Source organism: Telluribacter sp. (assembly GCF_035998675.1).
In the GTDB taxonomy this organism is placed as follows: domain Bacteria; phylum Bacteroidota; class Bacteroidia; order Cytophagales; family Spirosomataceae; genus Telluribacter.
Genome location: NZ_DASYHI010000013.1, coordinates 142,028 through 157,725, shown reverse-complemented (window position 1 = coordinate 157,725; position 15,698 = coordinate 142,028). Strand labels below are relative to the sequence as shown.

Below are 15,698 nucleotides of genomic sequence, written 5' to 3'. Positions count from 1 at the left end.
TCTTGCATCTCAATAAACTATTTGCTAATCCCGGACAGCTAATAGCTAACTACCTAATCCCCTAACTACCTAACTTAGCCATGATAAAGAACTACCTCAAAATTGCATTCCGGAGCCTGCTGCGTCAGCGGATGTACACCGTCATTAATGTATTGGGTCTGTCGGTGGGACTCGCCTGCTGCCTGACTATCTACCTGTTCATCAAGGATGAGCTAAAATACGACAACTTCCACGAAAAAGCCGACCGAACCTACCGCCTCAGAAACGACCGGATCTCCGAGGGGCGCCTGAACCACCTGGCCTTGACGGCACCCGCCTACGGTCCGGCCATGAAGGCCTATCTGCCGGAAGTAGAGAAGATGTTCCGCGTGTTTACCTTCAATGAGCCGCTGGTAACCTACAATACCAACAAGTACAAGGAGAAGGGCATTATTCTGGCCGATTCCACCATTTTTGATGTACTAACGCTACCGCTGGTGCGGGGAAACAAGGAGGAGGTACTCAAAGAACAAGGCTCGCTGGTCATCAGCGAGTCCATGGCGGAGCGGTACTTTGGCAAGGAGGACCCCCTGAACAAAATCCTGAAGGTAGACGGTAATCTGGAGTTACGGGTGACGGGCGTGATGAAGGATATGCCGCGCCACTCCCACCTGGAAGTGAATGCGATTGGCTCGTTCAGTACCATGCGCGAAATCGTCAACGCCCCCGCTCGCCTTGAAGACTGGGGCTGGCAGCAGTTCTATACTTACGTACTCCTGACGCCGGGTGCTGATCCCGATAAAGTAGTTGCCAAGATACCTGCGATGGTGGATCGGTATGCCAATCCGGAACAGAGGGACGACGCCTACAAAACCTCTTTGCAACCGCTTAAGGACATCTACCTGCATTCGGCGGAGCTGGAGTACGATATAGCCCGGAAAGGCAACATACGCTATGTGTACGCTTTCGCCATAGTGGCCTTATTCACGCTGCTGATCGCCTGCTTCAACTTCATGAACCTCTCCACCGCCCGCTCGATGAAACGGGCCAAGGAGGTAGGACTGCGTAAATCCATCGGTGCCCAGCGGAGTCAGCTCATAGGGCAGTTTCTGGGCGAATCCATGGTACTTACCGCTCTGGCTATGGTACTGGCCATAGGCCTGACGGCAGTGACGCTGCCGGTCCTCAATAACTGGGCCGGCAAGGAGCTGTCGCTGCTGGATGCGCTGTCGCCCCTGCTGGTGTTGCAGATATCCGCTGCCATGCTGGTGGTTGGCCTTATAGCAGGAATCTATCCGGCCTTTTTTCTCTCGGCTTTCCAGCCCATCAAGGTACTCAAAGGTACCCTGGAGACGAAGGCTCAGGGAGGCTACGGACTACGCAAAACGCTGGTGATTGTACAGTTTGCCGTTTCTACGACGCTGATTATCGGGGCGGGTGTGGTGTACTACCAGCTCAACTATATTCAGCAGAAAAACCTGGGCTTTAACAAAGAGCAGCTCGTAATCCTGCCCTTCCATACTGACGATATGCGGCGTGACTACCAGAGCATTAAGCAGGAGATCCTGCAGAATCCCACTATCGTGTCGGCCACGGCTTGCTATGGTCTGCCGGGAGGGATATTTGCCGGCGATGGGGTGATGCTGCCGGGCCGGGATAAGGAGGTCGGTATCAACATGTTCCTGATAGACCCCGATTACATACCCACCCTGGGTATGGAACTGGTGGCCGGGCGTAACCTCTCTGAGGAGTACGGTACCGACGCAGAGGAAGGCTTCATCCTGAACGAAACAGCCGTAAAATCAATGGGCTGGGGAAGTCCGGAGCAGGCGTTGGGCAAAGAGCTGCTGTGGCCGAAGTGGGAACCTGCCCATCCGGCTGATACCCTCAAGCGCGGCAAGGTGATCGGCGTAGTGAAGGATTTTCACTATAAATCATTGCACCAAAAGATAGAGCCGCTGGTGCTGCACGCTCACGAGCCAGCCTACCAGGGGATGGTGGCGAAGGTACGGCCCGAGAAAATGGCTGCCGCCCTGGACTTCCTCAAAACGGAGTGGGAGCAGCGGGCGCCGGAATTTCCGTTTGAGTACGAAATCCTTGACCAGCAGTTTGCCAGTTTCTACGAGAGTGAGCAGATATTCAAGAAGCTGTTTTTGCTGTTCACGTCGCTGTCCATTTTCATTGCCTGCCTCGGTCTGCTGGGACTGGCTACCTTCATGGCGCAGCAGCGTACCAAGGAGATTGGCATCCGTAAGGTAATGGGTGCCTCGGTGGCGGGTATTGTGGTGCTGCTCTCAAAGGACTTCCTGAAACTGGTACTGATCGGTATTATCATAGCCTCGCCGCTGGCCTGGTACTTGATGAATCAGTGGCTGCAGAGTTTCTCGTACCGCATTGATGTAGAATGGTGGATATTCGCGATGGCGGGTCTGCTGGCAGTAGGGGTAGCCCTGGTTACCATAAGTTTCCAAAGTATCAAAGCTGCGTTAATGAATCCGGTGAAGTCATTACAAAGCGAATAGGGAAGGAACAAAGCAGGCATGTAGAGACGCAAGAGTTTGCGTCTCTACTATCACAAAAAGCTCAAAAAATGATCAGGAACTACCTTAAAATAGCACTCCGAATCTTTAAAAAAGATAAGACGTTCACGGCTATCAATTTGGTAGGCCTGGCAACGGGTTTGGCCGTGGCCTTACTGATTATCCAGTATGTACGCTTTGAGCTGAGCTACGAAAACACGCACCCGCTGGCCGACCGCATCGTCCGGCTCACAATGGACTATATGAATGGCGAAACGCTGGATACGCAGGATACCGAAACCAACCCGCCGGTAGGCCCCAAAGCCATGCGGGAGATGCCCGAAGTGGTCAATTATACCCGCGCCTACCCCTTCGGCGAGCCGAACGTGACGGTGCAGATCGGCGAAAATTACTACTTAGTGGAGAAGGTTTTTGCGGTAGATTCTTCTTTCTTCTCCATGTTCAATTATCCTTTGATTCGGGGAAATAAAAAAGGTATTATGACCAAAACCCGACAGGCCGTCCTGACGGAAGCCATGGCGTTGAAGTACTTCAATACGCTGGATGTGCTGGGCAGAACTATAAAAATGCCGAAGTCAGAAGGTACTGTAGTTTTGGAGGTTGTTGGGGTAGTGCCGAATAGTCCGGCTAATACACACCTGAAATTTGATATGCTTTTTTCCTACCCGACCATGATTTCGGATTTTGGCGAAAAAGAAGATAATTGGAACGGAAACAACACGCTTACCTATCTGCAATTGGCTGAAAATGCGGATTATGGCCACTTCACGAAGTCGCTGGCTGCTTTCAGCGACCGCCTGGAAAAGGAAGAGAAAATAAAAAACGAACGGGTGATTGGACAAAAAATCAGCGACATTCACTTATATTCCCACAAAACCTTTGAAACCGAACCCAACGGTGAGGCTAAGTCGGTATTTTTTCTGCTGGGCGTGGCGATTCTGGTATTAATAAGCGCCTTCGTCAACTACGTGAATCTCACGACTTCCAAGGCCCTCGACCGCGCCCGCGAAATGGGGATGAGGAAAGTGGTCGGCTCGACCCAAACCCAGATCAGGACCCAGATTTTCACGGAAACGGTGCTCATTAATCTTGCGGCGGGGCTTTTGGCCGTGGCCTTGATCGGGGCAGTCCACCCTTTGTTCATCGAAATAGCCGGACTGCCCGGGGGCGTTCCTGTTTTTAGCGATCTTTTTTTCTGGCAAAGTTTGGGAGCCTTTTTGCTGCTGAGCATTCTGCTTTCCGGCTTGTACCCGGCTTTCGTGCTGTCTTCCTTCGAGCCGGTCAAGGTACTCAAAGGCAATTTCTCGCGCTCCAATCAGGGCGTGTTGTTGCGGAAATCGCTGGTAGTTTTTCAATTTACCATCACCATTGTTTTGCTGGTACAAACGTTCACCGTCTATCGGCAGGTTCATTTCCTGCGGGAGCAAAACCTGGGCGTGGATGTAGATCGTGCCATCGTGGTGAAAGCCCCCGTAGGCAGTAATGCGCAAAAAGAGTACGGTTCCTTCCGGCAGGCGTTGCTGGTGCAGTCGCAGGTAGGGGCGGTGTCACTTTCGGGTACCGTACCGGGCATGGGTACCGCCCAAATGAGTACTACGACGGGTATCAACTTGTCCAATGCTATCGAGAAAAACTCCTACAACTTCTACCTGACCAATATTGACAGTTCCTTCGTAAACCTGATGGGAATCAGGTTAGTTGCGGGAAATAACTACGATGCCACCTCCTGGCCCGTTTTTTCTGACACCACCAAAAAGGATGAAGTACTTGTAAATGAAGAAGCCCTCCGGCTTTGGGGCATTCCAACGCCTAAGGAAGCGGTCGGTCAGGAACTGAGTTTTTGGGGAAGGCAATGGACCATCAGAGGGGTACTCAAAAATTACCATTACGAGTCGCCCAAAGCCGCTTTTATCCCTATAATCCATTTCTACTCTCCTACTTTCGATTCGTTTGCCAGCGTGAAGTTTTCGGGAGGAAATTCCAGCGAGCAACTCGCGACATTGGAAAAAGTATATAAAGCCCATTTTCCCTACTCGCCGTTCAGCTACTTTTTCCTCGACAGCGAGTACGATAAGCAATACAAAGCCGACGACCGCTTCCAGACCGTCTTTAGTATCCTCACGGGTTTCGCCATTCTGATTTCCTGCCTGGGCTTATTTGGCCTGGCCACCTTTACCGTCTCGAAGCGCACCAAGGAAATCGGTATCCGCAAGGTAATTGGGGCAAGTACTACCAATTTGATGATTTTGCTCTCGAAGGACTTTATGAAAACAGTACTGATGTCGGTCGTGATCGGTATCCCAATTACCTACTTTCTGGTCGAGAACTGGCTGGCTAACTATGCTTCCCGCATCGAATTGAACTGGTGGCTTTTCGCCGCGCCCGCTGTACTGGTGCTGCTCCTGGTAATGATTTCGATAGGTGGAAAAACCATTGCAACTGCCCTAATGAATCCGGTGAAGTCGCTGCGCTCGGAGTAAAACGGGAAAGGAGGAAGGGCGGCCGCCACGCGGAGGAAAGAATGAAAGCAGGAAAGGATAAGTACCTGTATGCAGTTAGTATGCTGTTTCTCCTATATCAGGAAGTATTTAATAGAGTTTAAAAACAAAATAAACTAAGCAGGGGAAGAACCAAAAAACAGAGGATTACCCGACTAAACTTTCCTCCTTTCGAACCTTTCTTACCTTTTGTAACACCCATGGTCAAGAACTACTTTAAAATAGCCTGGCGGAACCTGACGAAGCATAAAGGTTTCAGCTTTATAAACATCACCGGACTGGCCGTCGGGTTGGCGACTACCATGCTGATCCTGCTCTGGGTACAGGAAGAGTTGAGTGTAAATCGTTTCCATGCCCACTACGAGCGCATCTATAGTGTCATGGAGAATCAGGCAAACGGTGCTGAGGTGGCTACTTTCTCTTCCGTACCCATGCCGGCGGCGGCTACTATGAAGCAGGATATTCCTGAAGTACAGCAGGCTACCCGTATATCCTGGGGAGAAACCCGGCTCTTTGGTTATCAGGGCAAAGCCTTTGTAGAACCCGGATTATACGTTGACCCTGATTTCCTAACCATCTTCAGCTTTCCGCTTATAAAAGGAAGTACAAATCTGGCTTTAAATGAGCCTAATACAGTAGTACTATCTGAGAAACTGGCTACTAAGTACTTTGGCAACGAAGACCCGGTTGGTAAGGTAATACGCGTCAGTCAAAAGCTGGACTATAAGGTAGTGGGGGTACTGAAAAATGTACCGGCTAATTCGACCCTGAAGTTTGACTGGCTGATGCCCATGGCAGACTACATCCGCGAGAACCAGATGAATGGCGATTCGTGGGAAAATAATAACATCAGAACGGCCGTCCTGTTAAAAACCGGTGCGGAGCCAGGTAAGGTAAACGGGAAGATTAAAAATCTGGTTGGCCAGCATGATAAGGATAGCAAAAATATTACGCTGTTTCTGCACGCTGCGTCGGACTGGTACCTGCGTAATGATTTTAAGAACGGGCAGTATACAGGCGGCGGCCGTATTACCTACGTTCGTTTATTCAGTATCGTAGCTATTTTTGTACTGCTCATTGCCTGTATCAATTTTATGAATCTGAGTACGGCCCGGGCTACCCAACGCGCCAAAGAAGTAGGGGTGCGTAAAGTAGCGGGAGCTGACAAGCAGGCGCTGGTCTGGCAGTTTTTGGGGGAATCGTTACTTCTGACGGCTTTTTCCGGTGTTCTGGCGGTGGTAGTGGTGGCCACTGTACTTCCCCTGTTCAATGACCTGCTTTCCAAACAAATCCAGTTTGACTGGCAAAATGGGACCTATATAGCTACGTATGTGGGTATTTTGCTGGTAACTAGCTTGCTGGCGGGCTTGTATCCGGCCTTTGTACTGTCGGGCTACCAGCCGGTAAGGGTTCTGAAAGGCGGTCGAACCCAACTGGGTGGCGGGGCCGTCCGAATCCGGCAGTCGCTGGTGGTGATGCAGTTTACGCTGTCTATTCTGCTGATTATAGGTACTTTGGTGGTATACCAGCAGGTCAGCTTTATCCGGAATAAAAACCTGGGGTATACTAAAGATAATGTACTGTGGTTTTCGACCGACGACCTTAACCACAAACGCTACGAACTGGCTCATTCGGAGTTTGGGAAAGTACCGGGGGTAGAATCAGTAACGGTAGCCAACACGGTATTCAACGGACCCACCAACCGCGAAAACGGCCTCCGCTGGCCGGGCAAGGCAAATGACGACAAAACTCTGTTTGCCGTCATCAACGGCGACCGGGACATGCTACCTACCATGGGCCTGCAGCTTAAAGATGGCCGTAATTTTTCAAGTACTTTCGGTACAGATTCAACCAACATAATCATTAACGAAGAAGCGGCCCGACGGATGAATCTTAAAGATCCGGTAGGAACGCCCGTTGAGTTCGGGGAGAATTGGAAGGGCACGATCATCGGGGTAGTCAAAGATTTTCACCTTTCTTCGATTCATTCTCCCATTGAACCTACCGTCATTACCTACCAGCCTCAGTATACCTGGATCACTTTTGTGCGGCTGGATGGACAAAACGTTCCGGCGGCTTTAGCAAAACTGGAAGAAACGTATAAGTCTTTACTGCCGGGCTATCCGTTTGAGTACCATTTTTTGGATCAGGAGTTTGATAAAATATACAAGAGCGAAATGCAGATCGGGCAACTGGCTAACTGGTTCTCGGGGCTGGCTATATTTATCTCCTGCCTGGGTCTGTTTGGGCTAGCTTCCTTTACGGTAGAGCGGCGTACCAAAGAGATTGGCGTACGCAAGGTACTGGGCGCTTCGATCCTGAGTGTTTTTACCCTGATTTCCCGTGAATTTGTGGCGCTGGTACTTATTGCGTTGTTACTGGCGGCTTATCCCGCCTGGTACCTCATGAACGACTGGTTGAGTAAATTTGCCTATCAGGTCGAAATTGGATGGTGGGTATTTGCCGGTGCGGGGCTGCTCTCGGTGGGTGTCGCGCTATTAACGGTAAGTTTTCAGAGTATCAAAGCAGCGTTAATGAATCCGGTGAAGTCTTTACGAACGGAATAGATGGAGGATGTGAGGAAGAAAGGAGGTTTTCCGCCGTTGCGGTCGCCTTTTATCCTTTCCTCCTTTTAACCCTTTCTCCTTTAACAAAAACAACCATGATCAAAAATTACCTCAAAATTGCCCTGCGGAACCTGTTGAAAAACAAGGTGTACTCCTTTATTAACATCTTCGGGCTGGCCGTGGGCATGGCGGTGGCTATCCTTATTGGCCTGTGGATATGGGACGAGCTTTCCTATAACAAGTACCACAAGAACTACGACCGCGTGGCACAGGTCATGCTCAACCAGACTTTCAACGGCGAAACCGGCAGCAGTCGGGCGGTGTCGTTGCCGCTGCGGGGGGAAATTCAAAACAAGTATGCGGATGACTTTAAGTACATAGCCCAAGCTTCCTGGAACTTTGATCATGTGCTGGGAAACGGGGATACGAAAATCATGAAAGCCGGTATGTACGCTGAGCCGGACCTGCCCGAGATGCTTTCGCTCAACATGATAAAGGGTACCTCTAAGAGCGCGCTTCGGGAACCTTCGTCTATTATTTTGTCTGAATCAGTCGCTAAAACTCTTTTTGGAGATACCGACCCCCTGAATAAAATTGTGAAGATTGATAACAAAACCAACCTGAAAGTAACGGGTATATTTGAAGATCTGCCCTTTAACAATGATTTCCACGAAACCTACTTCTATATACCCTGGGCCGCCTACGAAGCCGACCAGGAATGGGTAAAAAACGCCAGGGACCAATGGGGCAACCACTCCTTTCAATTGTACGCCCAAATCAACGACAAGGCTGACTTCGAAAAAGTAACGGCCAAAATCAAAGACCTGGAAAAGCCACACTCGACACCCCAGGAAAATCCGGAGTACTTCCTGCATCCCATGAGCAAGTGGCACTTATACTCTGACTTCAAAGAAGGCAAAAACATTGGTGGCCGCATCACCTTTGTGTGGCTGTTTGGCATTATCGGCATCTTTGTGCTGGCGCTGGCCTGTATCAACTTTATGAACCTGAGTACCGCCCGCTCCGAGAAGCGCGCCAAGGAGGTAGGGGTTCGTAAAGCCATTGGTTCACAGCGGGAGCAGCTGATATTCCAGTTTTACAGCGAGTCGTTTCTGGTCGTGTTCTTTGCTTTCCTGCTTTCCATTATCATGGTACTGCTGTCGCTGGGCTGGTTCAATGAGGTGGCCGGTAAAGAAGTAAGTATACCCTATAGTAATCCGGTTTTCTGGTTATTAATTTTGGCCTTCACCGCTATTACTGGTTTTCTGTCGGGTAGTTACCCGGCCATCTACCTATCGTCGTTTAACCCGCTCAGTGTACTGAAAGGTACCTTCCGGGTGGGGCGTTGGGCGGCCGTACCCCGCAAGGTACTGGTGGTGGTTCAGTTTACGGTTTCTATTGTACTTATAATTGGTACCATCCTGGTATTTAACCAGATTCAGCACGCCAAAAATCGCCCGGTAGGGTACACGAGGGAAGGATTGATTCAGACTAGCCTCAACAATGAACTCTATGGCAAGTACGATGTAATGCGGGACGCGCTGCTGAAGTCAGGAGCGGTATACGAAATGAGCGTGTCGTCGAGCCCGACTACCGGGGTGTGGTCTAACCAGATCGGTTTTGACTGGGAAGGGAAAGATCCTAACTCACTGCCCCTCTTTGGTACCATTGCCTGTACCCACGACTTCGGAAAAACCATCGGCTGGAAAATTCTGGAAGGACGTGACTTTTCAAGAGAATACTCAACCGATACCTCCGCTCTGATTCTGAACGAAGCGGCCGTTCAACTGACCGGACTAACTGACATAGTGGGAAAAACCATCCGGTGGAACGATACGCCCTACCAGGTAGTGGGGGTGGTTAAAGACATGGTAATGGAGTCGCCGTATACGCCCATTAAGCCCACTATATTTACCATGAACTACGACTGGGCCAACGTTATCAATATCAAGCTCCAGCCGGGTATGCCCGTTAAGAGTGCCATGAACAAAGTAGAGGCTATATTCAAGATTCACAGTCCCAGTAGTCCTTTCAATTACAAATTTGCGGACGAAGAGTACGATGCCAAGTTCCGGGCCGAGGAGCGCATTGGCAAGCTGGCCGGAGCCTTTGCCGGCCTGGCCATATTTATCAGTTGTCTGGGCTTGTTTGGTCTGGCCTCCTTCACGGCCGAACAGCGTACCAAGGAGATTGGCGTCCGGAAGGTACTGGGGGCGTCGGTGTTTACGCTGTGGCGACTACTCTCCAAAGACTTTACCCTGCTGGTTATTATTTCCTTTTTCATTGCTGCGCCCATTACCTACTACTTCATGTACGGTTGGCTGGAAACCTACGAGTATCGTACTGGTATTTCGTGGTGGGTGTTTGCCCTGTCGGGCCTGGGGGCTATGGCTATTACCTTACTAACCGTATCGTACCAGAGTATCAAAGCCGCGATGGTTAATCCGGTGAAGAGCTTGAAGTCAGGCGAATAGCGGTACTTGTCTGCCCGCTTCAAACCAAACCTTTCTAATTGAAGCAGCACGTAGAGACGCCAGATCTGGCGTCTCTACGTCAAAAACCTCCCACCGCGCGGCAAGGGTTAGCCGCCTGCTGCCAATACTATCAACTGAATAAAGCAGCCGCTTCGTCACATTTTTCAGGCTTTCCATCCCATCTAGTCTAGGTTATCCCAGGTTCTTCCTAATCTTGTTGCAACCAATCCGGAAGGGTAACAGGTAGCACCAGAGAATTTAGGACCAGGGGATTAACCCTTGGGCGCATTTCACCACCCGCCCACCTATGTTGCCGCTCATCATTTAAATAAAGAAAATTAGCAAGGTACCTTGCTAAGCAAAGTACCTTTTTATATATTCGCTTGTAGTATTGCTGATAAAAGATCAGAAACCGGCCGGAAAGAGAAGCAGCATTCGACTGAAAGAATAACCAGAACCCAATACGAAGTACCAATCAAAAATACCCTGAAAAACGCAATGGTTTTCAGCGGAATCCCTATGCCTTTACATCATCTATTAGCCATGAAAATTAAAACTATGAAAATCAAGACAATTACTATCCTGATGTCCTGGCTGGTGGCCTGCGGGCTCCTGCTTTCCGGTCCGGTTGCTCTGGCCCAAACTCTTTCCGGTACAGCTTCAATTACCGGCACTCTGGCCGACTCCGCCAGCCAACAGAAACTGGATTTTATTACGGTCCACCTAATGACCAGCCCAACTACCCTCCTGAAGGTAGACTACACCCGGGCAGATGGTACCTTTACCTTTAGGGGCTTGCGTCCGGGTAAGTACCTGGTAAGCCTGGTAGGGGTAGGGTACCAGCCCAAAACCCTAACCGCGGACCTCACGGATAGTACCCGGCAGCATCTTGATCTGGGGGCGATTTACCTCAGTCAAGGGACAGTCGGACTGAAGGAGGTAACGGTGAAGGCCGCCAAACCTATTATTGTCCAGGAGGTAGACCGTATTGCCTATGACCTGCAGGCTGATCCGGAAAGTAAAGTATTTAGTGTACTGGAAATGATGCGCAAAGTACCTCTGCTTTCGCTGGATGCCGACGACAACATCCTGCTCAAGGGCAACACCGACTTCAAGATTCTGATCAACGGAAAGCCGTCCAGCATGGTCGAAAGGAACTACAAGGACATTCTGCGGGCTATGCCGGCTTCTTCCATTCAACGCATTGAGGTCATTACCACGCCACCGGCCAAGTACGATGCCGAAGGCCTGGCGGGTATCATCAACATCATTACCAATAAAAAGATTGACAACGGCTATAATGGTTCGGTGAATCTCAGCGAGCGCTTCCCGATTGGTGGGCCCGGCCTGGGGGGCTCATTTTCGGCCAAAGTGGGCAAGTTTGGTATGTCAGCCTTTGGCGGGGCCAGTGTCTATACTTCTCCGCGTATTTCTATTGCCACCCAGCGCACTACCACCGGAATGCAACCAACGAGTCTTTTCCAGAACGGCAGCCAGCAGGCAAGAAATAACAGCGCCTATCTGGGATATGAACTGAGCTACGAGCTGGACAGCCTGAACCTGTTTTCCGGACAATTTAATATAAACGGCAGCCGCTCAAACGGGCGGCTCGGGCAGGAAAGCCGACTCACGCGTGAGGAGCTTGTTTTGCAGGGGTATAACCTGAGCAATAGTACCCAGGGCCGGGGCGTGGGTATGGATGCGGCGCTGAACTACCAAAAAGGGTTCAGGGCGGATAAAAACCGGATGCTTACCTTTTCGTACCGCTATTTTTCGTATCGGAATGAGCAAAGAAACACGATCGACATAACGGATGAAGTAGCCTTCTTCCAGCCGGATTACCGCCAGCTGAACGACCAGCGCTTCGCGGAGCAAACCTACCAGGTTGACTACCTGTACCCGGTGAAAAAACTAACGGTTGAAGCGGGAGCCAAGGCCATTCTCCGTGCCAATGAAAGTGATTTTCAACACCGCAACCATAACGCCGAAACGGGGCAGTTTGACATTCAGCCGGGCCTGAGCAATCAGTTCCGAAACGAGCAGAATGTCTTTGGCGCTTACAATACGTACCAGTACAATTTCAAGAACTGGGGTCTCAAAGGGGGCGTTCGCATTGAGCAAACGGTGATCAACGCGGACTTTCAGTTTACCGAACTCAAGGTACGGCAGAACTATTTCAACGTGATACCTTCCCTGTCCGTTAACCGGAAGTTTAAAGGCAATAAGGCGCTGAACCTGGGCTATTCACAGCGTATACAGCGGCCGGGTATTTACCAGCTGAATCCCTTTGTGGATAAATCGAACCCGAATTTTGAGCGGACGGGTAATCCCAATCTGCGGCCCGCCCTGGTCAATGATCTCCAGCTGGGTTATAACTGGTCCAAAAAAGGATCGGTCAATATTGGACTGGGTTTTACCTATTTCCGGGATCTGATCTTTCCGGTGTCGGTCTATGATTCCAGTACCCGGGTCACCCGAACTACTTATGGCAACACGGGTCGGGCCAAATTACCCAGTGCAAGCCTGAACGTAAATTATCCGGTTACCAAACGATGGAATATGAGCCTGAACAGCCGGGCGGCCTACGGCATGGTAGAAGGGCTGGTGAACGGAGTACTGCTCAAAAACCAGGGGCTAATGTATAATATGTCATTTTCGACCGGCTACCGGCTGGAGAAAGACTGGCGCGTCAATGCGAATCTAAACGTCAACGGTCCTAACCTAAGCCTGCAGGGTACTTCCAACCGTATGATCAGCTCTTCGTTCAGCGTCAATAAAGATGTAGTCAAAGACAAACTGTCCTTATCGGCCTCGGTGAATAATCCTTTTACCAAATTCAGACGGGACTACCGTGAATCGTTCGGTCCTGACTTTGTGCAGTCCAACGAGCGGCTGGATTATTTCCGGTCCTATCAGTTCAGCCTGAACTACAAGTTCGGCAAGCTGAAGGAAGCCATCAAGAAAAACAAGCGGGGCATCCGCAATGACGACGTGCAGACCGGGAACTAACCAGGTACTTTATCCTGCCTTATTCAGATAAGGTATGCCGCGTCCGTACCTGAACAAAACTGTCCGATATCGGACAGTTTTGTTCAGGTACTTATTTTTAAGTTATTGATTAACAGTAGAGTATAGCGGGTGGAATGGCTTTTTCTCAGTCCATAAGTATAACTCCATTGTCATGCTCAGAAACTACCTTAAAATCGCCTTCAGGAACCTTGTCAAAAACAAGGTGTACTCCTTCATTAACATTGCCGGACTGGCAGTTGGCATGGCGGTAGCCCTGCTGATAAGCTTATGGGTGTGGGATGAGGTTTCTTTTAATACCTACCACCAGAACTACGGCCGCATTGTACAGGTCATGCAACACATCCAGTACAATGGGAAAAAGGAGACGCAGGCAGATAACCCCTATCTGATGGCAGACGAGATCCGGACGCACTACAGTAGTGATTTTAAGTACGTTTTGCAGTCAGCCCGGACCAACAGCCTGTTGGCGTATGCTGACACTAAGCTCAGTAAAGAAGGCAGATATTTCGAGCCTCAGGTTACCGATATGCTAACTCTTGACATGGTTAAAGGCACGCGGGCCGGCCTGAATGAACCTTACGCCATCCTGCTGTCAGAGTCGCTGGCCAACACGCTATTTGGCGAAGAAGATCCGCTGGATAAAACGCTGAAACTAGATAATGAAACGGATGTAAGGATTACGGGGGTTTATGCTGATTTACCGCGTAATTCAAGTTTTAGTGATATGGGGTTCATTGTACCCTGGGAGTTATTCCTCAGCCGGAATCAGTGGATTAAGGAGATAGAAGATCCGTGGAGACCCAATTTTACGCAGACCTACGCCCAACTGACGGATAAGGTAGCTATTGATATAGTATCCGCCAAAATAAAAGATGTCAGACTGAATAGGGTTGATCCGGTAAGAAAGAAACTGAAGCCGGAAGTGTTTTTGCATCCTATGAGCAAATGGCACCTGCAGTCGAAATTCGAGAATGGCATAATCGCCGGGGGACGTATCGAGTACGTGTGGCTTTTTGGCATTATCGGTTTTTTTGTGCTGCTGCTGGCGTGCATCAACTTTATGAACCTAAGTACCGCCCGCAGCGAAAAGCGAGCCAAGGAAGTAGGTATCCGGAAAGCGGTAGGTTCAGTACGGAGCCAGCTGGTTGTTCAGTTTTTCAGTGAATCGCTGCTCGTCGTAGCTATTGCTTTTGTAATATCCCTGCTCCTGGTACAGCTTTCCCTGCCTAGGTTCAACGAAGTAGCGGATAAGAAAATAGCCCTTCCCTGGTCAAGTCCCGTTTTCTGGGGAATAGGAATTGGCTTTAGCTTGTTGACGGGCCTGATCGCGGGCAGTTATCCTGCCCTTTATTTATCCTCCTTTCAGCCGCTTAGAGTACTAAAGGGCGCTTTCAGAGTGGGTCGTTTTGCGGCGGTTCCCCGTAAAGTACTGGTGGTGGCACAATTTACGGTTTCTGTTACCCTGATCATTGGTACGGTCGTTGTCTTTCAGCAAATTCAATACGCTAAAAACCGTCCAGTTGGCTACGATCGCGATGGGTTAATAACCATTTTCTCCAACCAGGATATTCACACTCATTTTGATGCCATCAAAAATGAGTTGAAAAGCGCAGGCGCTATTGTAGAAATGGCCGAATCGAGCGGTCCACCCACCGATGTATGGAGTACCAGTACCGGTTTCGAATGGAAGGGAAAGGACCCCTCGCAGGCGGTTGATTTTCCAAATACAAGTGTTTCCTTCGATTACGGAAAAACAGTAGGCTGGAAATTCAAGGAAGGCCGGGACTTCTCCAGGGACTTTGCCACCGATTCCACCGCTATTGTCATCAATGAGGCAGCGGCAAAATTCATGGGTTTTGAGCATGCAGTGGGAGAAGTAGTTACCAAGGATGGGGTGACTCACTTAATCATAGGAGTCATTGCTGACATGGTCATGCAGTCACCCTATCAGCCGGTTAGGGCCTCTATTTTTCATATTTCCAGTGAAGGAGAAGCCGTAGTTATGCTCAGACTTAATCCTGATCAGAGCAGCAGTGAATCTCTGGAAGAAATCAAATCGGTTTTCAGTACCCACAATCCTGCGGTACCCTTCGATTACAGATTTGTTGACCAGGAATACGCCAAAAAGTTCGGACAGGAGGAACGCATTGGCAAACTGGCCAGCTTCTTTGCCCTACTGGCTATTCTTATTTCCTGTCTGGGTATATTCGGCCTGGCTTCTTTCGTGGCCGAGCAGCGTACCAAGGAAATCGGCATACGGAAGGTACTGGGTGCCAGTGTAGCAGGTCTGTGGGCGCTGCTCTCCCGCGACTTTGTAATATTGGTCGTCATCTCCTGCCTGGTGGCCGCTCCAATCGCTTACTACTTTTTGGACGGCTGGCTACAGAAATACGATTATCGCACCACTATTTCCTGGTGGATTTTTGCTGCTTCTGCCCTGGGAGCACTTGTTATTACGCTGCTGACGGTAAGTTTTCAGGCCATCAAAGCAGCGCTAATGAATCCGGTGAAGTCTTTACGAACGGAGTAGGTGATAGCGGTTAGGTATTAGCTGGTAGGTACTTAGCTTTTCCTTACCTAATGCCTAACTCCTCCTTACCTAGCAACCTA

Annotated in this window: 6 protein-coding genes; all 6 read left to right on the top strand. The window is 49.9% G+C overall.

Annotated features, from left to right (window positions below; translation table 11 throughout):
- Positions 1-80: 80 nt before the first annotated feature.
- Positions 81-2,501, top strand: coding sequence for an ABC transporter permease (locus VGN67_RS05580; protein ID WP_327485792.1), 2,421 nt, complete (start codon positions 81-83; stop codon positions 2,499-2,501).
- 68 nt (positions 2,502-2,569) lie between these two features.
- A complete protein-coding gene (locus VGN67_RS05575) occupies positions 2,570-4,999 on the top strand; it encodes an ABC transporter permease (protein ID WP_327485791.1) in 2,430 nt (809 codons plus the stop codon).
- A gap of 218 nt (positions 5,000-5,217) precedes the next feature.
- Positions 5,218-7,584, top strand: coding sequence for an ABC transporter permease (locus VGN67_RS05570; protein WP_327485790.1), 2,367 nt, complete (start codon positions 5,218-5,220; stop codon positions 7,582-7,584).
- 95 nt (positions 7,585-7,679) lie between these two features.
- On the top strand, positions 7,680-10,058 hold the full coding sequence (locus VGN67_RS05565; protein WP_327485789.1) for an ABC transporter permease: 2,379 nt from the start codon (positions 7,680-7,682) through the stop codon (positions 10,056-10,058).
- A gap of 558 nt (positions 10,059-10,616) precedes the next feature.
- A complete protein-coding gene (locus VGN67_RS05560; protein WP_327485788.1) occupies positions 10,617-13,067 on the top strand; it encodes an outer membrane beta-barrel family protein in 2,451 nt (816 codons plus the stop codon).
- A 172-nt stretch (positions 13,068-13,239) separates the two neighbouring features.
- Positions 13,240-15,618, top strand: coding sequence for an ABC transporter permease (locus VGN67_RS05555; RefSeq protein WP_327485787.1), 2,379 nt, complete (start codon positions 13,240-13,242; stop codon positions 15,616-15,618).
- The last annotated feature ends 80 nt before the right edge of the window (positions 15,619-15,698 follow it).